Raw genomic sequence first — 24784 nt, forward strand, 5'->3', positions numbered from 1 at the left:
AGGCTTTACCTTCAAGGCGGTTGCGCCGCAAACAGGTGTTCAAGTCACTCATTTGACATCCCGTGCACAGAGTTCCGACAACATCCGCAGCCGGCGCTTGGGTTCGGCGACGAACGGATTGCGCTCGTCCCAGGCATAACCGGCGAGGATCGAGCTGATCATGCGGCGGATGTCCGGCGAGCCGCCCTCATGATAAATCACATCCTGGAAGGTTCCGGCGTACCAGCCTTCGACATAGCAACGGAATGTGTCGACGCCACGCTTGAGCGGAGCGGCGAACTCGGTTTGCCAGTCGACGCTTTCGCCTTGCAGCTGGCGGTGCAGAACCGCCGCGGCCATGCTTGCCGAGCGCATGGCGATGGTCACGCCGGAGGAAAACACCGGGTCGAGGAATTCCGCTGCATTGCCCAGTAGCGCAAAACCGGGTCCGTGGAGGGTTTTGACGTTGGCCGAATAGCCGCCAATGGTTCGCGCAGGCGTATCCCACACGGCGTTGGTCAACACACCGGACAAGCTTGGGGTTTGCGCGATGAACCCGCGCAGGCAGTCGTCGAGATGCTCGGTATGGCCTGCGAAATGTTCGGCGGCCGCCACCACGCCTACCGAGCAACGGCCATTGCTGAACGGAATGGTCCAGAACCAGATGTCGCGATGGATCGGATGGGTGGTGATGAGGATTTTTTCCCGCTCGAAAGCCGGGTTGTCGATATGGTCTTCGACATGGGTAAACACCGCCTGGCGCACAGGGAAATTCGACGGCGCCTCAAGGTCGAGCAAGCGTGGCAGCACGCGACCGTAGCCGCTGGCGTCGAGCACGAAATCCGCTTCGACGCGGTACTGGCTGCCGTCTTCGCGCTGCACATCCAGTTGCGGTTTCGCCAGGGTGAAATCGGCACTGACGATCGCTTCGCCATAGCGCACTTCCACGCCCTGGAGTGCCGCCTGATCGGCCAGCAACTTGTCGAAGTCGGCGCGCTGCACCTGAAAGGTGGTCGGCTTGCCGGCGCTGAAGGTGTCACCGAAATCGAAGGCGCTGTACCGCTCGCCCCAGGCGAATGCGGCACCGTTTTTCAGCTGGAACCCGGCGGCGTTCACCGCCTCGAGCATGCCGGCTTCCTCGACGAAATCCAGGCAGTGGGACAGCAGGCTTTCACCGATGGAAAACCGTGGGAAATGCTGGCGTTCGATCATCAGCACGTCGTGGCCTTTGCGCTTGAGCAGCGCGGCGGCGATGGCGCCCGAGGGCCCCGCGCCGATCACCACAACCTGGCGACGTTCCATTTCAACTGTTGGCACTGGAGCTCCTTGCCGGGACGGCGATGTTCAAGCGGGTTCGGTGCATGCCGGCGAGCGCCGGCAGCAGTGTGGCGATCAGGCCCATCACCATCAGCGCAAAATACAGCGCCGGGCTGATGAGCTGTTGTTGCAGCAGCAGGTTGAGAAAGACGATCTCACTCAAGCCACGAATATTGAGCAGGATACTTTCCCGCCAGCGACTGGCGCCTTCAAACGAGGCGTCGGCCCAGCCGAGGCCCAGCCAGTTGCCCAGCAGTTTGCTGATAATCGGCAACAGCAACAGCGCAGTCAGTTGTACCCAGCCGAGGCTGGTCATGGCCGCGTGGACGTTGATCTGCACGATGCCGAACGTGAGGATCAGCGGGATCGCGATATACGTCTGCAAGTGACTCAGCCAGATCACCGGCAACGGCAGCACCAGCGGCACCTTGAGCATGGCCATGCACAACAGATAGCCAATGCCGAAAATCAGTGCATTGAGCTTGAAGTGTTCCGCCACGACCAATAGCGCGAAGAAGCAGACGCTGTGCAACAACGGTTGGCGCAGACGCAGCAGGCGCAACAGTAACGGCAGGCAGGCACCGGCCAGTGGCAGCAGGAGGCTGCTCAGGTGCAGGCTGCCCTGGGCGATGGCGAACAGGGTCCAGCAGGTGAGGTCGATGAGGATGGCGGTCTGTACCAGGCGCCGGGTGGCGGCAGGTGGGTATTGGATGTGCCGCAGGTACAAATACAACACCGGAATGGCGGTGATGGCGAACAGCAGGCCGACCGCCAGGGAACTGATCCAGGGTTGCGGCGGTAACAGCCAGACCGCTGTCCCGAGCCCGCAGGTGAACGGAATGCAGAAGCTCGGCAGGGCGATTTTCAGGCTCTGGCGGTCGAGTCGCAGGTCGATCACGTCGCTGAGAATATGCCCCAGGAGCAAGGCAAAGCTAAGGCTGTAAAGATTTTTCAGCCAGGTCGGCGCAACCAGCGCGGCGCCGCTCAGTAGCCACTGGGGCTCAATCCAGAAGTACATCAGCAACGGCAGGCCGAAGGTTGCCAGCAGCAACTGGCTGACGATCGGGATCACGCCGAAGTGACGACCGACACGGGTGGCCGCGGCGAACAGTACCAGGGCCATGAGCCAGAACAGGACGACCATCATGCTGCCGGCTCCGTGACCGCGGGCGCATGGACGTGTCGTCCAGCCCAGGGTGCGAGGATGAAGCTGAAGGCCAGGCCGAGGCTCACCGACAGACCGAAGTTACTCACCGCCGGCGTACTGGACACCGCCAGCAGCCCGAACGACAGCCAGGTGGTCACCGCCGCCAGCAGGGTCCCCAACAGGCTCACGGCGACGCCGCCGACCTGTTCGCGCATCAGGATCGCGTAGTCGACGCTGATGGCCGTGACCAGCAGCAGGCCGAACAGACTGAACAGGGTCAACGGCTGCCCGAGCCAGCCGAGACTGGCCAGGCTGCACAGCGCCGCCAGCAGTGGCAGGGCGACGATGCGCAGCGCGCCACCCAGGCCGAACGGCAGGATCAGTACTAGCACGATCAACACACAGGAGGCGAGTTTCAGTTCAGCGGCACTGACCTGGGTATCGGCGAAGACCTCGTTCAATTCGCCGAGGCGATCCACCAGTTCCACGCCTGGCAAATCCATGGCCTGGACCCGCAACAAGGATGGGTTGTTCAGGCCTTGCAGGCTGACCAGCGCCGCTACGCCGTCATCGATCGGGCCCAGCCACAGGGCGCGATAAGGTTCGGCCAAAGGACCGACCAACGCTGCGTCGATGTCTTCGATCGGCAGCGCCTGCAACCTTGCCAGTTCGGCTTGCAGCGCGGCGGCTGGCACGCCGAGGTCGAGCAACGGTTGCCAGAACTGCGGCAGCTTGTTCAATGCCTCACGCACCCGCCGCTGTTCGCTCGGCTGGCTGACCAGTTGATTGAGTGACAGATAACCCTGGAGCTTTTCCAGATTGACCAACTGATCCAGCCGCTCGCTCAGCGCCGTCTGGCGTTCGAGCAATTGCTGTTGATTGGCCGCGCGCACCAGGAAGAACTGGCTGGTGGGTTGATAGCCGGTGATGCGCGCAATGGTCTGGGCTTCGTCAGTCAATTGCTGCGGTGCGCCAACCCACTGGCGAATATCGTTGCGGGTGTCGAGCTGCAACAGTCCGCCCACACAAAAGGCAATCAGCAGCGCCAGCAACACCGGAGTGCGCGCTATGTTCAGCAGCGCTTCACGGCGATCCAGCAAATATTCGGCAACGCGCAGCGGCCACTGCGCCGGACGCAGCTCGACGCCTTTGAGCAGCGCCGGCAACAGGCACACCGCGCACAGATAGGCGCCGAGCAGCCCGGCGGCGGAGAACACGGCAATCTGGGTCAGTGCCGGGAACGGCGTCCAGGCCAGGGCCAGGTAGCCGATGCAGCTGGTGATCAGGCTCAGCGTCAGTCCCGGCAGGGTCAGGCGCAACGCTGGCCAGCTGTGCCAGGGTTTCAGGCTCCAGCTCTTGGACAGGTAATGCAGCGGGTAATCGACTGCGACGCCGATCAGGCTGGAGCCGAGCACCAGGGTCATCACGTGCATGTGCCCGAACATCGCCACGCAGGCCACGGCACCGAACAGCATGCCCACCAGGACGGGCACAAACGCCAGCAACACCCGCCAGCGCCGGAAGGCCAGTAACAGCAGCAACAGAATGCCCGCCGTGGCGCCACCGCCGACCCAGGTCATTTCCCGGGTGGCTTGCCGTTGACCGCTGGCGGCATAGAGCAAGCCACTGGCGGCCAGCAATTGCACGTCAGCCCGGGCGGCTTGTTCCCGACCGTGCTGGAGCAGATCGGCCACCTGCAGCGGCAGGTTCATGTCGAAGGCGTTGCCGGTGGTCCGCGCCCGCAGCAGCACCCAACTCTTGCCGTCGGCATCGGCGACCAGCGCACCGCTGCCGAGGTCCAGTTGCACTGAGCCGTGTTGCGGCTGGCTGTTCTGGATGCGCCCGGTCAGGCCCAGCCAGTCATCCTCGCTTGGCACCAGACTGAAGCCGGTGAAGGGGTCGAACAGTGCCTGGACCCGTTGCTGGATAAACGCGTCGGGGTGCTCGATCAATTGTTGCCGATCCGTCGCCGAGAGCATCGCCAGGCGACCTTGCAGCAATTGCGTGCGCAACGCCGGCAAATCTGCCTGCAGGTTCCACTGGACCTTTTCGAACAAGCCGCTGGCCTGCCACTGCTCACCCAGTATCTGCGCCATGGCAATGGCTTGCGGGCGATCCTTGTGGCCGACCAGCACCAGCATTTCGCGGTTCAGCGGTTCTTGCATGCGTTGTTCGGCACGTAGTTCCAGCGCATCCGGCGCCGTGCCCGGCACCAGTTCCATCAGGTTGGCCGACAGCGGTGCGCCGTCACGCCATTGCCAACCGGCGAGCGCGAGCACCGCCAGCAGCAGGATCAGAAACAGCCGCGGCAGCCTCCGTTCACTCGGCAAAGTCATGTTGCTCCGCATCGCTCAACGGTTGGGTGCCGGTGCTGTCCTGCATGCGCAAAAGCGTGCTGTCACCCTGGGTTTCCAACAGCTGGATGCTGTGCACCAGTTCACCGCCGGTGATGTTGATCTGGTTGAACACCTGCTTGAGCAGCATCGAGCGCGGCACCAGGGTCAGTGTCCAGTTCTGTGCGTCGCCGCTCAGGGAAAGCTCGAAGTCCCGTTGCAGTCCGCTGCTGTCACCTTGGAGCACGGCGAGGAACAAGCGATTCTGCTCGGCGCCGGCACTCTTGCCCGGGAGCATTTGCCAACCGTTGGCGTCACGCCGGGCAATGCCCTTGGCGCTGATGCGGTAATCCTGTTGCAGCGGTGTTTTCAGCAGCCAGAGCAGGCCGTGATTTTTCGCCAGGACAAAGGTGCCCTTGCTGGTCAGTGGCTGGGGCAGGGCGCGCAGGTGTTTTTCCTGGATGAAGTTGCCATGGATCACCTCGGGTCTGGCCAGTTGATCGCTGAGCTGTTGCAGATCGAAGGCGTTGGCCATCGATGACAACCCGACCAGCACCAAGGCGCCGAGGCATTTGCAGAGCGCATTCATGCGAGCACCTTTGCAACGGCGTCGGTGAAGACCTTTGGCGAAGCCAATTGCATTTCACGACTGCCCATGTCGACGGCAACCTGCACGGAACTGGCACGGGTCAGGCGTTCGCCGGTGTGCAGATCGCTGATCAGGTAGCTGATCTTCAGACGGTTCTCCCACTCCACCAGATTGGCCCGCACATTCAGCTTCTGACCGAATACGGCACCACGCACATAGCGCAACTGCAAGTCGATCACCGGCCAGGCGTAACCCGAAGCAACCATGGCGTCGTAGTTGTGGCCGATCTTGTCCAGCAGCGCACAGCGGGCGACTTCCAGGTATTTGACGTAATGGCCGTGCCAGACGACGTTCATGGTGTCGACGTCAAAGAACGGCACCAGGACTTCCGTATCGGCATGAAGCACTCCTTTGCTACGCATGCAGCCTCCAGTGTTGTTCGGCAATACGCTTCAGGCACAGGCGCAATTCGCCCTCCAGGGCACGGTCTTCGATGAGCGGCGCAAAGTCCTTGGCCAGTTCCTCGTGCATGGCGGCCAGGGCGGGAGGCAAGGGACGCGCATCTTCAGCCATGCCGCGCAGCCAGACGCCCTGGTTGGCCGCAAGCAGCGTGGCGGCGGCGACCTGCTCGGTCAGCTCCAGCACGCGGATCGCGTCCCGGGCGGCAATGGTGCCCATGCTGACCTTGTCCTGGTTGTGGCATTCGGTGGAGCGCGAGAAGACGCTGGCCGGCATGGTATTTTTCAGCGCTTCGGCAGCCCAGGCGCTGGTGCCGATCTGCACCGCCTTGAATCCGTGGTTGAGCATCGCCCGGTCGGCTGTGGCGCCGGACAGGTTGCTCGGCAAGCCGTGGTTGTAACGCTCGTCCACCAGCAGGGCGAGTTGACGGTCGAGCAAGTCGGCGACGTTGGCCACCAGGTTTTTCAGGCTGTCCATGGCGAACGCGATATGGCCGCCATAGAAGTGCCCGCCGTGCAGCACGCGTTCGGCTTCGGCGTCGATGATCGGGTTGTCGTTGGCGCTATTGAGCTCGATCTCGATGAATGAGCGCAGCCAGTTCAGGCTGTCGGCCAATACGCCGAGGACGTGGGGCGCGCAACGCAGGGAATAACGGTCTTGCAGGCGATGCAACGGCGCGGTCGGCGCGTCGATCGCCAGATCCTTGCGCAGCCAGGCGGCGACTTGCATCTGCCCCGGATGCGGTTTGGCGGCGAACAGGCGCTCGTCGAAATGCTCCGGGTTGCCTTGCAGCGCGACCACGTTCAGCGCGGTGATGCGGGTCGCCAGTTGCAGCAGGTAATCGGCGCGGGCAAAGGCCAGGCACGCCAGGCCGGTCATGACCGCGGTGCCGTTCATCAGCGCCAGGGCTTCTTTCGGGCGCAGTACCAGCGGTTGCCAACCGAGTTCGCGGTGCACATCGGCGGCTTGTCGGCGTTCACCGCGGAACATCACTTCGCGTTCGCCGGACAAGGTCGCGGCAACATAGGACAGCGGCGTCAGATCACCGCTGGCGCCCACCGAGCCTTCTTCCGGGATCAGCGGCAGGATGTCGTGGTCGAGGAAGGCGTGCAGGCGGTCCAGCAGTTCCACGCGAACCCCGGAAACTCCCTGGCACAGTGACTGCAAACGCGCCGCCAGTACCGCGCGAGTGGCCTGGGCATCGAGCAGCTTGCCCAGCCCGCAACCGTGGAAAGTGTACAGATGACGGGGCAACGCCTCGACGTGATGCAGCGGCACCGCGACCACGCAAGAATCGCCGTAACCGGTGGTCACGCCATAGATCACCCCTTCCTTGTCCAACAGGGAATCGAGGAATCGCGCACCCTTGTCGATACGCTCGCGGTACGCGGGGTCGCTTTGTAACTGCGTCGGCACCTGACGATTGGCCAGGGCCAGCACGTCTTCGATGCGCAGAGGGAGTTCGCCGAAGGTTACCGGCTCAAGCGTTGACGTCGTCATCGGTCTTCCAGAAAGGGTAAAAGTTGAACCATTGTTGGGGCGCTTGCAGGCAATAGTGACTCAGGCGTTCGGCGTAGCGGGTCGCCCACTGATGAATGACCTGCTCGCGGTCGCTGCGCTTCCACACCACGGCTTCGGTAAACGGTTCGAGGGTCACCCGATATTGGCCCGACGGCTTCTTCAGGCACATCAGCAGATTGATCGGGCATTTGAGCAAACCGGCCAGCAACCACGGGCCCTGGGGGAGCGCGGCTTGATGGCCGAGAAACTCCACGGTCACGCTCCGTCCGCCGTGCAGCGGTACGCGGTCGCCGGCGATCGCCAGCCACTCGCCGCGCTCCAGACGCTCATGCAGTTGCAGCATGATTACCGGGTCTAGTTCGCTGACCTGGATCAGCCGCAGATTTGTCGCGCCGGCTTCGCCCAACAAGCGGTTGAACTGCTCGGCATGTTTGGTGTGCACCAGTACGTTCATGGTGACCTTCTCGCCGATCTCTGCCAGTGCGCGGCAGACCTCGAGGTTGCCCAGATGCGCACCCACCAGCATCTGCCCGCGTGTGCCGCGCAATTGATTGCGCAGCAGCGCCGGGTCGATGATTTCGATCTGCTCGATGCTCAGCTTGCCATTCCACACATCGAGCTTGTCGAGCATGGAATCGGCGAACGCCATGAACTGGCCAAACACCCGCCAATGGGTCGGGCGCAATTCAGTGCGACCGCTCCAGTCGGCGAGCCGTTGCTGGTATTGCCAGGCACTGTGGCGGGCGCTGCGACCGAACACAAAAAAGTACAGGACGATGCCGTACAACAGCGGGCTCAACAGTCGACGACCAAGCACCTTGGCGCCGAACGCCGTGAGCTTCATTAGCCAGAAACTGCCGCGCTCCTGGCGGTCGGCCCAGTGTTGCCGGTCTGCGCTCATGCTCGCCACCGCCGCCAGAGGATCACCGGGGCCCGCCATAACATGCCGAAGAACAGGCGGGTGTGCATGCTCGTTATCAGCACGTTGTCGCGGAACATGCGGAAATGCGAGACGCCGTCCAGCGGGTAATGAACCCTGGTTTGCAGCCACCGCATCGGCTGGTTGCGCCAGGCCAGGCGTACCAGAATGTCCGAGTCGAAGTCCATGCGCTTGCCAATCTTCGCGGTTTCAATCAGTGCCAGGGTCGATGGCAACGGATAGAGGCGAAAGCCGCACATGGAATCGCGAATCTGCAAGGACAAGGTGTTGATCCAGACCATGACGTGAGTCAGGTAGCGGGCGTACAAGCGACCTTTGGGTACGCTGGCATCGTACTTCGGATAACCACAGATCACCGCCTCGGGATGGATGCGCGATTGTTCGATGAAGGTCGCGATGTCCAGCAGGTCGTGCTGGCCGTCGGCATCTACCTGCAAGGCATGGCTGAAACCCAGGCGCGAAGCTTCGCGAAAACCGGTCATGACGGCGGCGCCTTTGCCCTGGTTGGAGGCTAGACGGATCAGGAACACCTTGTCGCGCCGGGCCAGTCGATCCAATACCGCGGCGCAGGCCTTATCGCTGGCATCGTCCACCAGTAGGCACGGCAAGCCGCTGGCGAGCACGGCATCGACCACCGTGGTGATGGCGGTTTCGTGGTTGTAGACCGGGATGACGGCGCAGGGGTTATGCATGCGCGACCTCCAGCAATATCCGCCCACTGGAGCAGGTAGCGGTCTCATTGCGATAGGCGAAATACAGCTTGCCGCGTGCCGGGTCAAAGCGCAGGTGCAGTTGGACTTCATCCCCCGGGCGCACCAATTGCTGGAATTTCAGCACCTCCATGCCGGCGAATTTTGCCGGCAGGTCCATCAATCGCTGGCCCAGCATAAGCGCCCACTCCACCTGCACCACGCCGGGCAATACCGGCGCCTGGGGGAAATGGCCACTGAAGTAGGCGAGGTCCGGTGGCACCGCCAGTTGCAGGCTCCACTCGCCATCCACTTCGAGCTGTTCCAGCACCTCTGGCGCCTTTGGACGCGGCGCCAGCAGCAGGGCTTCAACGTCGGCCTGAGGCAGTTTGCCTTGGGCGTTCAGCGGCAGTTGCCGCAGCAGGCGCCAGCGGCGTGGCAGGGCGAGGGCTTCGCAGTGCAGGCTCAGATGCTGACGCAATGCTTGCGTGAGGGTACGGCGGCCCTGACTGCGCAAGGCATGCAAGCCCTGTTCGCTCAGCACCAGCAGCACACCTAATGAGGCACGATTTTCCTGAACCACGCCAAGGCGCGCTTCGGCAACCCACTCGTGGTCCGTCAACGCCTTTTCCAGCATCGGCAGCGAGATGCGTTTTTCTTCCAGTTTGACGATCCGGTCCAGCCGCCCCAGCAATTCGAAGCGGCCATCGCTTGCGATTCGCGCGGCATCTGCGGTGTGTTCGATATGCCCGGGCGGCAAGTAGGGCGAAGCCACGAGCAGCGCACCGTCGCTGTCCTGGCTCAACTCGATGCCGGCAAAGGGCTGCCAGAGATCCTGTCCCTGCCGCCAGGCAATGCCACCGGTTTCCGAGCTGCCGAAGATTTCCGTCGGCCACTGGCTCAGGCGGTCGTGCAGGCTTTGAGCGGCCTCGGCCGGTAATGCGCCGCCGGAGGAAAATACCCGTCGAACCGCGCTCAAGGCCGGCCAGTCGAGATTGTCGCTCATGCGCTTGAGCAGCGCCGGGCTGGCGACCCAGGCGAACGCCGCGTGTTCGCGGCTGGCGCGCTGCAGATCTTCCGGAAACGCCAGTTGCTTGCGCACGAACGAGCGTCCGGCGCACAACGGCCACAACACCCGGAACAGCAGACCGTAGATGTGCTGGGTGGCAACGCTGCCGATGAGGCAGGCCTCACCCAGATCGGCGCCCCACAAACGCTCCAGCGCTTGGACTTCATTGGCCAGTTGGCGCAGGTTTTTGTCGATGCGCTTGGGTTCACCGCTGGAACCGGACGTGCACAAGCTCAGCTGGCAGCGATCCAGATCCAGCGTGGCGGCGTTCAGCGGCGAATGCCGATAATCGCTCAGGTGCGCGTCATCGGCCTGATCGGTCAGCCACAGATCGACTTCCATCGACCAGCGCTGGCGAGTCTGGGCTTGCAAGTCTGCAGGCAGCAGCACGCTGACCCCGGCACGCCAGGCGCCGAGCAGGGTAATCGCCAGGTCGGCAGCGTCTTCGAGGTGCACGGCAATGCGCTGCACGCCCTGGGCCTGCAGGCCGGCGGCCAGGCTCAATGCCTGCTCGCACAGTTGCGCGTGATTCAGCGCCGGCCCTGCCGTCACGGCACGTTCCGGCTCAGCCTTGAGCAACAGATGCTCAAGTTTTGTCCAATTCATGGCTGGCCTCGTACCCGTTGTCGCATGAGCCATTCAATGGCAAACAGCAGGCCCATCAATCCGTAGGAAATCAGACCGGTGTACAACATCCACCAACTCAGCGGCGCCCAGAGGGTCAGGGCGGCGGCCAGCAAACCGTTACAGAGGAAGAACACACTCCAGGCGATCGTCACCTGGCGGGTATAGACAATCGCCTTGGCCGGCAGTTGCGGTTCACGCATACGCGCCAGCCGTTCGACCATCGGCGGGCCGTATTTCAGGCTCAATCCAAACAGCCCGAGCATGAACGCGCTGATCAGTACCGGGTACCAGCGCAGCAACAGCGGGTTGTCCGACAGCGCCAGCAGCAGGCAAAAAGCGATCGCGCCGATCGCCATCCACCGACTGCCTGGCTTGCGCGCACCGAACAGGGCCCGGGCCAGCCACAGGCTGCCCAGCAGCAGACCGAACTGCCACGGGGCAAAATGCTCCATGCCGAAATACACCGCAAAGGGGTACAGCAGGCCCGCCAGCAGCAGGCCAAGGCCGATCAATCGTCTCATGCGGCCGGCTGAACCAGACGATAGACCGCCTCGACCACGTCGCTGACGGTACGCACCGATTTGAATTCTTCGGCGGCGATTTTCTTGCCGGTCTGGCGTTTGATGTGATCGATCAGGTCGACTGCGTCGATGCTGTCGATTTCCAGGTCCTGATACAGGTTGGATTCGAGGCTCACACGCTCGGGGTCCAACTCGAAGAGTTCGACCATGGCATCGCGCAGGGTGTTGAAAATGTCGTCACGAGTTTGCATGGTCCGGTCTCAAGCTGCCTGTTTTGCGGTGACGAACGCCGCAAGGCTCGCCACATTGCTGAAGTGATTGCGTGTGTCCTTGGCGTCGGCGTCGATCTTGATGCCGTACTTTTTCTGGATGGCCAGGCCGAGTTCCAGGGCGTCGACCGAGTCCAGGCCCAGGCCTTCGCCAAATAGCGTCTGGTCATCGCCGATGTCGTCGGCGCTGATGTCCTCGAGGCCCAGGGCGTCGATGATCAGTTCTTTGATTTCACGGTGTAGTTCGCTCATCTTCGGCGAGCTCCTTGATAAAGTAATGATGCAGATAATCGTTGAGCTTGCGCGACGCCTGAGGCGCAGGGCCCAGCGCAGCGAAGGCCTGAGGGTCTATATCGGCCCCGACACGGAAACTGAAGTGCACGCGACGTTTGGGGATCCGATACCAGGGCTCGGCCTTGGTCAATGTGGTGGGGCTGACCTTGATGATCACAGGGGTGAGGATTTTCGCACCGCGCAGTGCGATCGCCGCGGCACCCCGATGAAAGGCCGGCGCGTGGTCTGGCCGGGTGCGCGTGCCTTCGGGAAAGATGATCAGGGTCTGGCCACTTTTCAGTGCATCGGCAGCGGCATCGAGCATGTCCATACTGCCATCGTTGCTGATGTATTCAGTGCGGCGTAGCGGATCGCGGGTAAAGGGGTTCTCCCAGAGGCTTTGCTTGACCACGCAATTGGCATGGCGCACCAGGCCGATCAGGAACACGACGTCGATCAGCGACGGGTGATTGGCGATGATCATCTGCCCCGGTCGACCGAGCTTTTCAGCACCCTGAATGTCGTAGGTCAGCACACCGGTGCGGGCCATGAACCGGACGAAAAACCAGAAACATCTACTGACGGTTTTCCGCGCCCGTAGCCGATGGGTCTGGGCATCGCCGGGCAGGCAGCTTAGCAGTGGGAAAACCACCAGGCGCAGGCACACACCGCCCAACCCGAACAGGGTAAAGCTTGCGGCGGTAGCCATCAGACGCCAGTAATAGGCGTCGCGGTTTTTATCTGTTACAGGTTGCGTTGCCAGGTCCATACACGATTTTTCCAGGCATGTTGGCAGGTAGCCTGCTGGCCAAGCAGGGTACGCAAGAGATTCAGGGCATGGGGCCAGTGGGCTTTGGACAACTCATCCGGGTTGCTGTTCAGGGACAGCTGCCAGTCATTGCCCGGGGTGATCAGCAGGCCGACCGCGTAAGGGAACGGCACATCGTCGATCCAGGTGGAATAGGCTTGGGGTGGTTGCTCTTCGGTGACCACCAGCAGGACTGCCGACGCACCTTCGGCAAGCAACGCCGCAGCCTCTAGCATGCCGTGTTCAAGGCCGTCGCCGGCTGCCGCGAGGGCGGTCATCTCACTGGTTTCGCCACGCATGATCGACCACAGGCCGATCACCGCGTTGTGCACCGACAGGCTGAACTGGGTAGGGGACAGCGGTTGATCGGCCGCCAGTTCGCTGAGGATTTCAAAGGTGCGCGGGGTTTCGCCGTGGCGGGAAATAAAGACCAACGGTAAGTCCTGACGCCCCTCGGCCAATGGCCAGCCAACACTGAATGCCATCCGCGCCAGGCGGCTGAGTCGCCGGCGCTGCATGGCCGGTAGAAAAGAGACGTCGGGGGCGGCATCGCTGCCCGGGAGCACGACCGGTTGTCGGCACCAGGTCTGCCAATCGTCCACGCTTTCGAGCCCAGGGGCCCACGCGCGCCATTGGGCGATGTTGAAGTTAATCACAGACATTCATCCCGCCCCTGCGGGCTTCCTTGACGCGGTGAATCGCAAAAACAGCGACAGACGCTACCGTGGCGCATTGCGCCGAGTGGCGCGCATTATCCCGGTGCGGCGAGCCCGTAGCAAATGCTGGTTACATTTTGCTCAACAAACGTACCGGTTGGTGCGCATCGAGCTTTCATATGGCCATTATCCATAGTGCGCCTGCTATGTCTGTCGGCTCATTTTGCGATCAATGAATGACTTTGCGGCTTTTTCATCAAGAGATCGCACCTGACTGTGTAGTCCCTTTACCGGCGAGGTAGCTAAGCAGCGCCGTGGACTACTACACTCGGTCATTCTTTGATACACGGAGGTTTTGACATGCGGCGCGTGGTGTTCAATCAGAAAGGTGGCGTAGGCAAATCGAGCATTGCCTGCAATCTGGCGGCGGTCAGCGCCAGCGAGGGGTATCGCACCTTATTGGTGGATCTCGATGCCCAGGCCAACTCCACTCAGTACCTGACAGGGCTCACCGGCAATGACATCCCGATGGGCATTGCCGATTTCTTCAAGCAGACGCTGTCTTCCGGGCCGTTCTCGAAAAAAAGCCAGGTCGATATCTACGAAACCCCGTTCGATAACCTCCACGTCATCACCGCCACGGCCGAGTTGGCTGACTTGCAGCCCAAGCTTGAGGCCAAACACAAGATCAACAAGCTGCGTAAACTGCTCGAGGAGCTGGACGGCGAATACGACCGCATCTATCTCGATACGCCGCCAGCGTTGAATTTTTATGCGGTTTCGGCATTGATCGCCGCTGACCGTGTGCTGATCCCCTTCGATTGCGACAGTTTCTCGCGTCAGGCGCTATATGGCCTGCTGGCGGAGATCGAAGAATTGAAGGACGACCACAATGAAGGGTTGGAAGTCGAAGGCATAGTCGTCAACCAGTTCCAGGCCCGTGCCAGCCTGCCCCAGCAAATTCTCGACGAACTGATCGCCGAGGGTTTGCCGGTGCTGCCGGTGTATCTGGGTAGCTCGGTGCGCATGCGCGAGTCGCATCAGGCCAACACGCCGCTGATTCATCTTGATCCGCGGCACAAGCTGACGCAGCAGTTCGTCGATTTGCACAATCTTCTCGAAAACACCTGAGCTCTGCAAACAACACCGAACCACTGTGGGAGCGAGCTTGCTCGCGATGGCGGTAGATCAGTCAGCAGAGATGTTGAATGTGAGACCCTCATCGTCGGATCGCCGCCCGGAGCAAGCTCGCTCCCACATTGGATCCGCGTGATTTTGATATCGTCGTCAGATCCCCTGACTGCGCAACCAGCTCATCAACTGCGGTAACGGAAAAGCCCCGCTCTGGCGCGCCACTTCCCGACCGTTCTTGAACAGGATCAGACTCGGAATCGAGCGAATCCCCAGCTGCGCCGACAACTGCTGATTCGCCTCGCTGTCCAGCTTGGCCAGCCTGCACTTTCCGACCAATTGCCCCGCCGCCTGCTCGAACACCGGCGCAAACGACTTGCACGGCCCGCACCAGTCCGCCCACACATCCACCAGCAATGGCAGGTCACCCTTGATCTGACTGGCGTAATCGCCTTGTTTCAACTCGAAAGGTTTGTTCAGCAAGACCTCGGCCTTGCAGCGACCGCATTTTGGGCGGTCACTGAGGCGTTCCGCGGGGATGCGGTTGAGGCCGTTGCAGTGGGGGCAGGGGATAAGGAGTGGGTCAGACATGGTCGTCTCTTCGAAAATTGGCAGTGAATGCGATGGATCTGGAGACAAAAGTCTCGTTTATCAAGACAGATATATGTTCGCAGGGGCCTTGTCAGCCCTCACGACGAACAGCTGATCTCCAGATGCTTGCCCCACTCTGGCGGTCGCTCTGCATAACTCTCCATCCCAGCCTGCTCCTCGAATGGATTGCTCAGCACCGCATGCAGGCGACGAACCTCTGAATAGTCGCCACCTTCCGCTGCATCGATGGCTTTCTGCGCCAGGTAATTGCGCAGAATGTAGATTGGATTGACCGCGTGCATCCGTTTGCGGCGTTGCTCCTGATCAATCTCCCCGTCACGGGCAACCCGAGCGACATAGAGCTCGCCCCAGGCATCAAAGCCCTTGATGTCGACGAAGTCATCGCGCAAACGGGTGAGCGCCGGCTCAGGTGACTCATCCCCCAGGCGGCGGAAAAACAGACTGTAATCGACGCCGCTGTTCTGCATCAGTTGCAGCAGGTGTTCCAGCAATTTCTGGTCATCTTCCTCCGCGGTGGTGAAGCCGAGACGACGGCGCATCAGGTCCAGGTAGTGGGCCTGGTACAGCGGCAGGTACAGGCCGAGGGTTTCGCGCAGTGCCTCGACGCTGATGAATGGCGTCAGGGCCTGGGCCAGGGCGCTGAGGTTCCACTGGCCGATCGGCACCTGGTTGCTGAAGGAATATCGGCCCTGGTCATCGGAGTGGTTGCAGATGAAGTGGGCGTCGAAGTCGTCGAGGAAGGCGAACGGGCCATAGTCGAAGGTGATGCCCAGGATCGACATGTTGTCGGTGTTCATCACTCCGTGGCAGAAGCCATAGGCTTGCCACTTGGCGATCAGTTCGGCGTTGCGCTCGACGATTTCGCGGAACATCGCCAGGTACGGTTCGGGTTGTTCCAGGCATTGCGCGAAGTGCATGGCCAGCACGTAGTCGCCGAGTTCTTTCTGCTTCTCCGGGCGTTTGGTGTAATAGAAATACTCGAAATGCCCGAAACGCACATGGCTCGGTGCCAGGCGCAGGACCATGGCCGCGCGTTCCTGTTTCTCGCGCCAGACCGGGGTGTCGGAGCCGATCACGCACAGCGCGCGGGTGGTCGCAATGTTCAGGGCATGCAGCGCTTCGGAGGCGAGAAATTCGCGGATCGAGGAACGCAATACCGCGCGTCCATCGCCCATGCGCGAAAAGGGTGTCTGGCCAGCGCCCTTGAGGTGCAGGTCCCAATGCTCGCCGGCCTCGTTGTACACCTCACCCAGCAACAAGCCGCGACCGTCGCCCAACTGGGGGTTGTAGGAACCGAACTGATGACCGGAATAGACCATCGCCCTCGGAACCGCGTCGGCCCAGAGCTTGTGGCCGCTGAACAGCTCGGCGAACTCCGGGGTTTCGGCCTCGGCCGGGTCGAGGTCGAGCAGCGCCATGGCGGCGGGGCTGGCCACCACCAGGCGCGGATTGTCGATGGGCTCGGGCAGCACATGGGCGGAAAACGTATCGCCCAGGCGGGCGAAACGGTTATCGAAGGTCAGTTCGTCGAGGGCTTTCAAGGGCCATCTCCAGCAGAATGTCCGAGCATTCTGCTAGGGATAGGCCGGTTAGTCGAGCTTGGCGGCCGGCGGCGCTTGAGGCACTTGACCCTCCACCTTGGGCACAATGGTTTTGGCTTCCGGATCGACCGGCACCATCCTGTATTCCTGGCCCTGGATGTTCTTGAGGTAAACCTCCATCTGCCGGAACGAAATGTTGATGTGCTGCTTCTTGAACTCGCGATTGATGAAGCGGTTGACCTCGTCGAGCACCGGGTTACGGTCACCGAGGTCGCGCACATGCATGCGCAGCTCGTGGTCGAGGGTGCTTTCGCCGAAGTTCAGGAAATACACCTGGGGTTCAGGCTCTTTGAGGACCCGCGGGTTTTCCCGTGCAGCCTTCAGTAGCAGCTCTTTCACCAGGTCCAGGTCCGAGCCGTAGTCCACCCCGAGCTTGAGTGTCACCCGGGTGATGGTGTCGGTCAGGGACCAGTTGATCAATTGCCCGGTGATGAACGTCTTGTTCGGGACGATGATGTCCTTGCGGTCGAAGTCGGTGATGGTCGTGGCGCGGATCCGAATCTTGCTCACCGTGCCTGACAGGTTGCCGATGGTGATCGTGTCGCCGATCCGCACCGGGCGTTCGAACAGGATCATGATCCCGGAGATGAAGTTGGCGAAGATCTCCTGCATGCCGAAACCCAGGCCCACCGAGAGCGCCGCCACCAGCCATTGCAACTTGTCCCAGCTCACGCCGAGGGTCGACAGGGTCGAGACGAAACCGACACCGGCGATCACGTACGACAACAATGTCGTGGTTGCATAGGCACTGCCCTGAGCCAGGTTCAGCTTCGATAGCACAAACACTTCCAGCAAACCCGGCAGGTTGCGTGCAAGCGCAAAGGTGATGCCGATGATGATCAACGCGCCGAGCATGTCGCCGATGCTGATTGGCACCATGCTCATGTTGGCGCCGGTGCCGCTGGTGTATTCGTAGAGGGTGATGTTGTCCAGGTACGAGAACACCGAGATCAGGTCGGACCAGACCCAATACAGCGCCGCCATGAACCCGCCGAGCAGCGCCAGACGGATCAGGCGCAGGGACTGTTCGTTGACCTTCTCGATGTCCAGGGTCGGCTCTTCGATCACTGCTTCGCCGTCGCCCGCTTCCTTGGCGGCCTGGCGTTTGGCCAGGGCGCGCTGGTAGGCCAGGCGTCGGGCCGCAACGCTCAGACCGCGCACGAAGGTGGCTTCGATCACCAGCCAGAACATCAGCAGGTACAGGGTGTTGATCAACCGGTCGCTGAGTTTCAGCGCGGTATAGTAGTAGCCGAAGCACACCGCCACGAACAACGCGACCGGCAAGGCGGTGAACATGATGGCCACGGCCTTGCGGAACAGCGAGGCATTCTCGTGGGTCGGGCTGCTGACCAGCAGGCGACTGAGCAGCCAGGCCATCAACGCATAGCAGGTCAACACCACCGGCATGCCAAGTACGTCATCGGCCAGCGCCGCCGGTTGCAGCTCGGCCACGGCCACCACCGCAACCAGGGCCATTACCACCAGCCCGAGCCGGCGAATCCAGCCCTGGAGGAATTCGACCTGGGGCTTTTCCCAACGGAAATGCAATTCGGCCACGCCGCCCGGCGCGAGGATCCGGTAGGCGGTGTAGAACACCAGCCAGGCCTGGGCCATCTGCAGCAGCGCCGCGCCCATGTTGGCGTTCTGTCCGCGGGCGTCGATCTGCAAGGCCAGGCCGCACAAGGCCAGGCCCAGGGCGACCGGCATGGCCAGCAGAATATTGATCAGAATCGCCTGAGGGGTATGCCACTGGCTGTCACGCTTGAAGTGGCCGATGTCTTGGTGAACCTTGTTCAGACGGGCGTACAGGCTCGTGCGCCGCCACAGCAACGCTCCGATCAGCAACGCCAGCGGCAGGAACAGCAGAGGCCGCTGGGTCAGGCCGTCGGTCAGTTCGCTCAGGCTCGAGGCCCACGGCAGGGTGGTGACCTGGCGCTGCAGGCGTTCCGGCACGCCGTGCATCCACTCAAGGTCTAACGGCTTGTTGCTGGGAATCCAGAACATCTGCTCATCGAGGGTCGCCCGCAGACTTTGCGCGGTGCTGAGCAGTTGCTTCTGATTGAGTTGCAGGGTGATGGATTCGTTGAGTACCGCGCTCAGTTCGCGGTTCAGCCGTTCCAGCAGGTCAGAACGGGTGGTGGCCAGTTCCAGCAGGCTCTTGCGCAGTTGCGGGGTGACCTGCTCGGGCGGTTGGGCCGACAGCAGATTGTCGACGTATGTCGCCGGATTGCTCAGCAGTTCCCGCTGCTGGCTGACTTCGAACTGATACAGGCGGATGTCGGCGATCTGGTCGGCCAGGTCGCGGTCGACCTTGAGGTGCGGCAGGCCCTGTTTTTGCTTGTAGAGAATCTTGGAGAGCAGCAGGCTGCCCTTCAGCACGTTGATTTGCTCGTCCAGGGCTGAATCGCTCTGGGTCACGTTGTCCAGCTGCTGTTTGGTCTGCAGGTTCTGCTGGGTGACTTCGTTGAGACGGTCGGTGCTTTTGAGCAGGTAGTCCGAGAGTTTCAGGTTGGCCGCACTTTCGGTGGCCAGCAGCACGCTGCCCCCGGACTTCTGCGCTTCGATGGACTGTTGGGTCACCGTCTCCTGGGACTGTGCCAGGCGTTTCTGGCTGATCAGGTTTTGCAGTTCCTGGATTTCGCGTTCCAGACGGTCGGATTTTTCCGAGAGCAAGTCATGCTGGCTGTTGCCTAGATCCTGCAGCTGACTGTTGCCCGCCAGTTCCTGGCGACGCAGCGGGATCAGGGCATTGAGTGCTACGAGTTCGGCATTGAGCTGGTCGCGCTGTTCGCCGCTCAGGGTCTTGCCGTTGTCTTTGCCAGCCTTGAGGATGTTGTTGATCTGCTGGATGCGTGTCTGGCTGGCGGAAATTTCCGCCTGGGCGCGCTCGGGGCGGGTCTGGGCGGTAATGACCAGGCTGTTGGCGTCGGCCAGGGCTTTTTGCAGATCGCTTTGCTGGGTCGAGCGCTCGGTCAACAGTTGCTCTAGCTGCTGAATGGTCTCTTTGGCGTAGCGCTGCGCCACCGGCACCACGCTGGTGGCCTTGAGGCGAGTCAGTTCACGCTGATTGTCGATGTTCTGCTTTGGCGCGGTGGCCAGCTGTTGCTTGAGATCAACCAGCTTCTGCTCGTAATCACGCTTGCTGGTGAGCTGTGTCAGCGTGCTTTGCAGAATGCTCTGCAGGGCTTTTTGATCGGCTTCCGGCAGTTTGCGCTCGGCGATCTTGTCCAGGTTTGCCTGCACGGCTTCGCTGGACGGCGGCTCGGCCGCTTGCAACGTACCGACAGAAAGACTCAAGCCCAGCAGGGCCATGACGAAAAAGGTGCGCAGGGTTGGCATAGAGACCGATCGAAAACAAGACGAAGTTTGGAGTTTAGAGGAAGAGTCCCGGACCCGGGCGACTTCCTTCGGGGAATCTGACGCCCACTTTGCCGATCTTGTTCCCTTCCATGACCGCGACGGTCCAGATGGTGTTGTTCCACTCCACCTGGTCACCGACTACAGGCGCACCCCCCACTTTATGGGCAATGAAACTGGCCAGGGTCATGTCTGGATCGATGTCTTCGACTTTCAACCCATACAGGGCCGCAACCGCGGCCAGCTGGGCGTCTCCTTCAAGTACGAAGTCGCCGAAAAAGCGCAGATCGAGGCCCCGTTGCGGCGCTTGACTGAAGAGTTTTCCGAGGGCAGGAAGGTTGTGTTCATGGCCTATGACACACAACAAATCATCGACTTCGAGCACTGTACTACCCGACGGATGGAGCAGTTGCTGCCCCCGAAACAGTGCCGCGATCCGCGTACCTTCGGGCATTTTCAGTTCGCGAAGGGGCGAGCCGATGCACCATTTTTCGGCACCGAGGCGATAAACGAACAGTTCCCACTCGCTGGTGACGTGGACTTCCAGGGCTGATCGGGAAATCGGCAAGGGCTCAGGCGGGACGGTCACTTTCAAAAGTTTCGCCACCCAGGGCAGGCTGGTGCCTTGCACCAGCAGCGACACCAGTACGATAAAGAAGGCGAGATTGAAGTAAAGCTGGGCGTTCGGCAGGCCTGCCATCAGCGGGAACACCGCCAGAATGATCGGGACCGCGCCGCGCAAACCTACCCAGGAGATGAACGCTTTTTCGCGGCCATGGAACGCCTTGAACGGCAATAGACCGACCACGACCGACAATGGCCGGGCAAACAGAATCATCCACAGCGCCAGGCCCAGGGCGGGCAAGGCGATCGGCAACAAGTCGTGGGGCGTCACCAGCAGGCCCAGCACCAGGAACATCCCGATCTGGGCCAGCCAGGCCATGCCGTCGAGCATATGCAGGATGCCATGGCGGCTGCGCACCGGGCGATTGCCGATCATCAGGCCGCACAGGTACACCGCGAGGAAGCCGCTGCCGTGCAGGGCGTTGGTCAGGGCGAAAACAACCAGGCCGCCAGCAATCACCAGGATCGGATAGAGGCCGGCGGCCAGGTTGATGCGATTGACCAGTTGCAACATGACCCAGCCGCCGCCCAGCCCGATCACGCCCCCGATGCCGAACTCGCGCACCAGATGCCCGAGCAGGCTCCAGTGCAGCCCGGTCTCGCCGCTGGCGAGCATGTCGATCAGGGTTACGGTCAGGAACACGGCCATCGGGTCGTTGCTGCCGGATTCGATCTCGAGGCTGGCGGTCACCCGTTCGTTCAGGCCTTTGCCACCCAGCAGCGAGAACACCGCTGCAGCATCGGTGGAGCCGACGATGGCGCCGATCAGCAAGCCCTGAATCAGGTTCAGATCGAACAGCCAGGCGGCGGCCATGCCGGTCAGCCCCGTGGTGATCAACACCCCGACCGTGGCCAGGGATAGCGCGGGCCATAACGCAACGCGGAAACTGGATACCCGTGTGCGCAAACCGCCATCGAGCAGGATCACGGCCAACGCGAGGTTGCCCACCAGATACGCCGTTGGATAGTTATCGAAGATTATGCCGCCGCCATCGACGCCGGCCGCCATGCCCACTGCCAGAATAATCACCAGAATCGGGATGCCGAGGCGAGACGAAAGTGAGCTCACCAGAATGCTCGCACCTACCAGCAACGCGCCGATCAAGAACAGGCTGTTGATGGTGGTCGCATTCAAAGGCAGTACTCCAGAAAGCTGAAAGGCGGGCACAAACTGACCATGCAGTCTGCGTGCCAGCGATTCTAACCTGTTGAAATGTGATGCTGTCAAAAAGCTTTTGCGGCAGGAGAGGCTCAAGGCGTTCCCGCGTTTTTATCGTACGACCGTCCCGGCGACGAAGTGCAGGAACCAGATTGGACATTCAGAGTCTCTACAGTTCGCGAGGAAGGTCACCCGCCAGCAAAATCAAGGCCTTGCGCCCGGATAACCCTGGCATCCGTGGTGACTTTTCTTTATCGTACGCGCCCTTTGCAAATGCCTGGAATATCAAAATGTTGGAAGCATCCCTAAGCCAATTGGAACAACTGGTCAGCGATCTGGTGCAACAGAACCAGACCCTGCTTGCCACCAACCAGTCCCTGAGCACAGAACTGGCCCAGTCCAAGGACGAAAACGAAAGCCTGCAATTGAGCCTGATGGAACAGGAAGAGAAACAAGGCGCCACCACGGCCCGCATCCAGGCTTTGGTTGAGCGCGTCAGCGCCGGCCCTGTCAGCGCATGAATCACGGCGCCGCAGGGGTAAAAGTCGTCTCGATCCTGGGGGAGGACTATTCGATCAGGGCGCCGGCCGGGGAAGAGCAAACCCTGCTGGACGCCGCGCTGATGTTGAAGGCCGCTCTGGCCGACACTAAAAAGAAATACCCGACACTGATCGGTGACCGCTTGTTGGTACTGGCCGCAATGAATCTGTGCTCCCAGCAGATTGAAATGAAGAAACAACACCAGCAGGAACTCGACCGTTACCAAGAGCAAGTCAGCGCCACGGTTGAAGTGATCTCCAAGACGATCAATCAGGCCTGATCGGCTTTGCGCATAACCAAAGAATTGCTGTGAGGATTGTCAGACTTCACAGCGGTTGGCGGATGATCTGGCGCGGCAGATGGGTGGCTCAAACTGAGCTAATAAGTGTACCGCCTGTACTGACGCCTTCGCGGGCAAGCCCGCTCCCACAGGATATGTGTGTTGAGCACATTATCTGTGAACAACAGAGATCCCTGTGGGAGCGGGCTTGCCCGCGATTGGATTTCAGCTGCACCACAAGGCGCTAGTTAGAACCAAGCATCCTGCATCCCAAGACACACATCATCCCGCGCCTCGAGAATCGCCAGTTCATGGTGACAACCCGGTACTTCCCACGTCAGGAAATACCGCGCCGCCTGCAGCTTGCCTTTATAGAAGTTCACATCTGCCGCATTACCCTTGGCCAACCCTTCCTCAGCCCGAATCGCCTGTTCCAGCCAGCGCCAGCCAATCACCGTATGCCCGAACACTTTCAAGTACAGCGCCGAGTTCGCCAGGCTGCTGTTGACCTTGCCTTGCCCCAGATCCGTCAGCAGGCCAATGGTCACCGTTTGCAGGCGGGCCACCAGTTTCTCCAAGGGCTCACGCAGTGCAGTTAATGATTCGTATGTCTGGGCGCGCTCGGCAGTGTCGGCAATCAAACGGATCAATTGCTTGAGCCCCGCGCCACCGTTCTGCGCCAGTTTGCGCCCCAGCAAGTCCAGCGACTGAATGCCGTGCGTGCCCTCATGGATCGGATTCAGGCGGTTGTCGCGGTAATACTGCTCCACCGGATATTCACGGGTGTACCCGTGACCGCCAAGAATCTGGATCGCCAGTTCGTTGGCCTTCAAGCAAAACTCCGATGGCCAGGATTTGACGATGGGTGTCAGCAAATCCAAGAGCTCATGGGCCTGCTTGCGTTCGGCTTCGGTCTCAAGCGTTGTGGTGTCATCGAACAGCCGCGCCGCGTACAAACCAAGGTCAAACGAGCCTTCCACGTAGGCTTTCTGGGTCAGCAACATGCGCCTGACGTCGGCATGCTGAATGATCGCCACCGGCGCAGTGTTCGGGTCTTTGCTGTCCGGGACGCGACCTTGCGGCCGTTCGCGGGCGTATTCCAGCGAGTACAGATAACCGGCGTACCCGAGCATTACCGCGCCCATGCCGACGCCGATTCGTGCCTCGTTCATCATCTGGAACATGTAGCTCAGCCCATGGTGCGGCTTGCCCACCAGGTAGCCGACACACTCGCCGTTGTCGCCGAAATTCAGCGCGGTGGAGGTCGTGCCGCGCCAGCCCATCTTGTGGAACAGCCCCGCCAGTAGCACGTCGTTGCGCTTGCCCAGGCTCCCGTCATCGTTGACCAGAAACTTGGGCACGATAAACAGCGAGATTCCCTTCACGCCGGCCGGTGCATCCGGCAACTTGGCCAGGACCATGTGCACGATGTTTTCCGACAGCGGGTGATCGCCGCCGGAGATGAAGATCTTGTTGCCCTTGAGTCGATAGGTACCGTCGGCCGCCGGCTCGGCGCGGGTGCGAATATCCGACAACGACGAACCGGCATGCGGTTCGGTCAGGGCCATGGTGCCGAAGAAGCGGCCGTCGATCATCGGTTGCAGGAAGCGCTGCTTCTGTTCATCGGTGCCGAAACTTTCAATCAGGTTGGCCGCGCCCATGGTCAAAAACGGGTATGAGGTCGATGCCGCATTGGCCGATTGAAAGTGTGCGAAACAGGCCTGGGACAGCAGGGTAGGGAGCTGCATGCCGCCCGCGTCGAAACTGCGCGCCGCGTTGAGGAAGCCGGCTTCGAGGAAAGCGTCCACCGCGGGCTTCACTTCCGGAATCAGAATCGCCTGACCGTTTTCGTAGCGCGGTTCGTTCTCGTCGCCCTTGCGGTTGTGCGGAGCGAAGAACTTTTCGGCGATGTGGCGAGCGGTACCGATGGCGGCATCGAAGGTTTCGCGGTTGTGTTCGGCAAACCGCTCGCGCTGGGTCAAGCCCTCTGCATCGAGGACTTCGTACAGCTCGAAAGCCAGATTGCGGGAACTGAGCAGCGTCTCGGACATGGCAGCCTACCTTTTTTGGAATGGACCGAGTCTAGGCGTGGGGAGGGCGGGGTGAACAGGATGATTGATAAGCGTGATGGTGCAGCAGAGCGACGACTTAGCAGGCGCCACAAAACAACTGTGGGAGCGAGCTTGCTCGCGATGGCGGTGAATCAGTCACATCTATGTTGGATGTGCTGCCGTCATCGCGAGCAAGCTCGCTCCCACAGGGGATATTGCATGCCAGGCGTCC

At 61.2% G+C, this 24784-nt stretch carries 22 protein-coding genes; 3 read left to right on the top strand and 19 right to left on the bottom strand.

From position 1 onward, the window contains the following. Nucleotides 1-48 precede the first annotated feature (48 nt). From ACA067_RS01945 to ACA067_RS02010, 14 genes are read right to left on the bottom strand one after another with little or no spacing between them, the layout of a single operon-like run. A complete protein-coding gene (locus ACA067_RS01945) occupies nucleotides 49-1296 on the bottom strand; it encodes an NAD(P)/FAD-dependent oxidoreductase (protein ID WP_497460380.1) in 1248 nt (415 codons plus the stop codon). Then, nucleotides 1283-2443: a sodium:proton antiporter gene (locus ACA067_RS01950; protein WP_497460381.1), complete on the bottom strand. Its 1161-nt coding sequence runs from the start codon at nucleotides 2441-2443 to the stop codon at nucleotides 1283-1285. The genes ACA067_RS01945 and ACA067_RS01950 overlap by 14 nt, the downstream gene beginning before the upstream one ends. Next, entirely contained in the window at nucleotides 2440-4779 is a 2340-nt protein-coding gene (locus ACA067_RS01955; protein WP_497460382.1) for an MMPL family transporter, read from the bottom strand. Before ACA067_RS01955 ends, ACA067_RS01950 begins: the two co-directional genes overlap by 4 nt. Beyond that, on the bottom strand, nucleotides 4763-5365 hold the full coding sequence (locus ACA067_RS01960) for an outer membrane lipoprotein carrier protein LolA (protein ID WP_497460383.1): 603 nt from the start codon (nucleotides 5363-5365) through the stop codon (nucleotides 4763-4765). Before ACA067_RS01960 ends, ACA067_RS01955 begins: the two co-directional genes overlap by 17 nt. Further along, nucleotides 5362-5787, bottom strand: coding sequence for an acyl-CoA thioesterase (locus ACA067_RS01965; RefSeq protein ID WP_497460384.1), 426 nt, complete (start codon nucleotides 5785-5787; stop codon nucleotides 5362-5364). Before ACA067_RS01965 ends, ACA067_RS01960 begins: the two co-directional genes overlap by 4 nt. Beyond that, entirely contained in the window at nucleotides 5780-7324 is a 1545-nt protein-coding gene (locus tag ACA067_RS01970; RefSeq protein ID WP_497460385.1) for an HAL/PAL/TAL family ammonia-lyase, read from the bottom strand. Before ACA067_RS01970 ends, ACA067_RS01965 begins: the two co-directional genes overlap by 8 nt. Beyond that, a complete protein-coding gene (locus tag ACA067_RS01975; RefSeq protein ID WP_497460386.1) occupies nucleotides 7305-8246 on the bottom strand; it encodes a lysophospholipid acyltransferase family protein in 942 nt (313 codons plus the stop codon). The genes ACA067_RS01970 and ACA067_RS01975 overlap by 20 nt, the downstream gene beginning before the upstream one ends. After that, nucleotides 8243-8977 (bottom strand): glycosyltransferase family 2 protein, encoded by a 735-nt coding sequence (locus ACA067_RS01980; RefSeq protein ID WP_497460387.1) that lies wholly within the window; start codon nucleotides 8975-8977, stop codon nucleotides 8243-8245. Before ACA067_RS01980 ends, ACA067_RS01975 begins: the two co-directional genes overlap by 4 nt. Next, the gene (locus ACA067_RS01985) at nucleotides 8970-10649 is read right to left on the bottom strand and encodes an ApeI family dehydratase (RefSeq protein ID WP_497460388.1); all 1680 of its coding nucleotides are present in this window, start codon (nucleotides 10647-10649) and stop codon (nucleotides 8970-8972) included. The genes ACA067_RS01980 and ACA067_RS01985 overlap by 8 nt, the downstream gene beginning before the upstream one ends. Next, on the bottom strand, nucleotides 10646-11191 hold the full coding sequence (locus ACA067_RS01990) for a COG4648 family protein (RefSeq protein ID WP_497460389.1): 546 nt from the start codon (nucleotides 11189-11191) through the stop codon (nucleotides 10646-10648). The genes ACA067_RS01985 and ACA067_RS01990 overlap by 4 nt, the downstream gene beginning before the upstream one ends. After that, a complete protein-coding gene (locus ACA067_RS01995; RefSeq protein ID WP_497460390.1) occupies nucleotides 11188-11442 on the bottom strand; it encodes an acyl carrier protein in 255 nt (84 codons plus the stop codon). The genes ACA067_RS01990 and ACA067_RS01995 overlap by 4 nt, the downstream gene beginning before the upstream one ends. Nucleotides 11443-11451: 9 nt before the next feature. Beyond that, nucleotides 11452-11712 carry a phosphopantetheine-binding protein gene (locus tag ACA067_RS02000; RefSeq protein WP_128872906.1) on the bottom strand — a complete coding sequence of 87 codons (261 nt, stop codon included), beginning with the start codon at nucleotides 11710-11712 and terminating at the stop codon, nucleotides 11452-11454. Then, nucleotides 11693-12502 carry a lysophospholipid acyltransferase family protein gene (locus ACA067_RS02005; RefSeq protein WP_497460391.1) on the bottom strand — a complete coding sequence of 270 codons (810 nt, stop codon included), beginning with the start codon at nucleotides 12500-12502 and terminating at the stop codon, nucleotides 11693-11695. The genes ACA067_RS02000 and ACA067_RS02005 overlap by 20 nt, the downstream gene beginning before the upstream one ends. Next, nucleotides 12478-13203 (bottom strand): beta-ketoacyl synthase chain length factor, encoded by a 726-nt coding sequence (locus tag ACA067_RS02010; RefSeq protein ID WP_497460392.1) that lies wholly within the window; start codon nucleotides 13201-13203, stop codon nucleotides 12478-12480. Before ACA067_RS02010 ends, ACA067_RS02005 begins: the two co-directional genes overlap by 25 nt. Nucleotides 13204-13557: 354 nt before the next feature. On the opposite strand from ACA067_RS02010, the gene ACA067_RS02015 reads away from it, so the two are divergent. Continuing rightward, a complete protein-coding gene (locus tag ACA067_RS02015; RefSeq protein WP_497460393.1) occupies nucleotides 13558-14328 on the top strand; it encodes a ParA family protein in 771 nt (256 codons plus the stop codon). Nucleotides 14329-14484: 156 nt separating this feature from the next. Here ACA067_RS02015 and trxC read toward each other — a convergent pair whose 3' ends face one another. The 4 genes from trxC to ACA067_RS02035 form a co-directional block, all read right to left on the bottom strand. Further along, nucleotides 14485-14919: a thioredoxin TrxC gene (trxC, locus tag ACA067_RS02020; protein ID WP_497460394.1), complete on the bottom strand. Its 435-nt coding sequence runs from the start codon at nucleotides 14917-14919 to the stop codon at nucleotides 14485-14487. A gap of 98 nt (nucleotides 14920-15017) precedes the next feature. Beyond that, nucleotides 15018-16481, bottom strand: a complete 1464-nt coding sequence (gene selO, locus ACA067_RS02025; RefSeq protein WP_497460395.1) for a protein adenylyltransferase SelO — start codon at nucleotides 16479-16481, stop codon at nucleotides 15018-15020. Nucleotides 16482-16529: 48 nt separating this feature from the next. Continuing rightward, nucleotides 16530-19880, bottom strand: a complete 3351-nt coding sequence (mscK, locus tag ACA067_RS02030; protein WP_497460396.1) for a mechanosensitive channel MscK — start codon at nucleotides 19878-19880, stop codon at nucleotides 16530-16532. A gap of 34 nt (nucleotides 19881-19914) precedes the next feature. Continuing rightward, nucleotides 19915-21657 carry a potassium/proton antiporter gene (locus tag ACA067_RS02035; protein WP_497460397.1) on the bottom strand — a complete coding sequence of 581 codons (1743 nt, stop codon included), beginning with the start codon at nucleotides 21655-21657 and terminating at the stop codon, nucleotides 19915-19917. A gap of 314 nt (nucleotides 21658-21971) precedes the next feature. Here ACA067_RS02035 and ACA067_RS02040 point away from each other — a divergent pair, with 314 nt between their 5' ends. Both ACA067_RS02040 and ACA067_RS02045 read left to right on the top strand, forming a co-directional pair. After that, the gene (locus tag ACA067_RS02040; RefSeq protein ID WP_497460398.1) at nucleotides 21972-22202 is read left to right on the top strand and encodes a hypothetical protein; all 231 of its coding nucleotides are present in this window, start codon (nucleotides 21972-21974) and stop codon (nucleotides 22200-22202) included. Continuing rightward, nucleotides 22199-22501 carry a cell division protein ZapA gene (locus ACA067_RS02045; protein WP_128872897.1) on the top strand — a complete coding sequence of 101 codons (303 nt, stop codon included), beginning with the start codon at nucleotides 22199-22201 and terminating at the stop codon, nucleotides 22499-22501. The genes ACA067_RS02040 and ACA067_RS02045 overlap by 4 nt, the downstream gene beginning before the upstream one ends. 248 nt (nucleotides 22502-22749) lie before the next feature. On the opposite strand, the gene ACA067_RS02050 is transcribed toward ACA067_RS02045, so the two are convergent. Then, nucleotides 22750-24552: an acyl-CoA dehydrogenase gene (locus tag ACA067_RS02050; protein ID WP_497460399.1), complete on the bottom strand. Its 1803-nt coding sequence runs from the start codon at nucleotides 24550-24552 to the stop codon at nucleotides 22750-22752. Nucleotides 24553-24784 lie beyond the last annotated feature (232 nt).

It is taken from the genome of Pseudomonas sp. LBUM1674, assembly GCF_059695635.1.

Coding starts and splice junctions, on each gene's coding strand:
- mscK (WP_497460396.1), bottom strand. CDS start 19,880: ATGCCAACCCTGCGCACCTTTTTCGTCATGGCCCTGCTGGGCTTGAGT.
- ACA067_RS01970 (WP_497460385.1), bottom strand. CDS start 7,324: ATGACGACGTCAACGCTTGAGCCGGTAACCTTCGGCGAACTCCCTCTG.
- ACA067_RS02015 (WP_497460393.1), top strand. CDS start 13,558: ATGCGGCGCGTGGTGTTCAATCAGAAAGGTGGCGTAGGCAAATCGAGC.
- ACA067_RS01950 (WP_497460381.1), bottom strand. CDS start 2,443: ATGATGGTCGTCCTGTTCTGGCTCATGGCCCTGGTACTGTTCGCCGCG.
- trxC (WP_497460394.1), bottom strand. CDS start 14,919: ATGTCTGACCCACTCCTTATCCCCTGCCCCCACTGCAACGGCCTCAAC.
- ACA067_RS01965 (WP_497460384.1), bottom strand. CDS start 5,787: ATGCGTAGCAAAGGAGTGCTTCATGCCGATACGGAAGTCCTGGTGCCG.
- ACA067_RS02010 (WP_497460392.1), bottom strand. CDS start 13,203: ATGTCTGTGATTAACTTCAACATCGCCCAATGGCGCGCGTGGGCCCCT.
- ACA067_RS01960 (WP_497460383.1), bottom strand. CDS start 5,365: ATGAATGCGCTCTGCAAATGCCTCGGCGCCTTGGTGCTGGTCGGGTTG.
- ACA067_RS02045 (WP_128872897.1), top strand. CDS start 22,199: ATGAATCACGGCGCCGCAGGGGTAAAAGTCGTCTCGATCCTGGGGGAG.
- ACA067_RS02000 (WP_128872906.1), bottom strand. CDS start 11,712: ATGAGCGAACTACACCGTGAAATCAAAGAACTGATCATCGACGCCCTG.
- ACA067_RS01985 (WP_497460388.1), bottom strand. CDS start 10,649: ATGAATTGGACAAAACTTGAGCATCTGTTGCTCAAGGCTGAGCCGGAA.
- ACA067_RS01995 (WP_497460390.1), bottom strand. CDS start 11,442: ATGCAAACTCGTGACGACATTTTCAACACCCTGCGCGATGCCATGGTC.
- ACA067_RS02040 (WP_497460398.1), top strand. CDS start 21,972: ATGTTGGAAGCATCCCTAAGCCAATTGGAACAACTGGTCAGCGATCTG.
- ACA067_RS01955 (WP_497460382.1), bottom strand. CDS start 4,779: ATGACTTTGCCGAGTGAACGGAGGCTGCCGCGGCTGTTTCTGATCCTG.
- ACA067_RS02050 (WP_497460399.1), bottom strand. CDS start 24,552: ATGTCCGAGACGCTGCTCAGTTCCCGCAATCTGGCTTTCGAGCTGTAC.
- ACA067_RS01990 (WP_497460389.1), bottom strand. CDS start 11,191: ATGAGACGATTGATCGGCCTTGGCCTGCTGCTGGCGGGCCTGCTGTAC.
- ACA067_RS02005 (WP_497460391.1), bottom strand. CDS start 12,502: ATGGACCTGGCAACGCAACCTGTAACAGATAAAAACCGCGACGCCTAT.
- ACA067_RS01980 (WP_497460387.1), bottom strand. CDS start 8,977: ATGCATAACCCCTGCGCCGTCATCCCGGTCTACAACCACGAAACCGCC.
- ACA067_RS01975 (WP_497460386.1), bottom strand. CDS start 8,246: ATGAGCGCAGACCGGCAACACTGGGCCGACCGCCAGGAGCGCGGCAGT.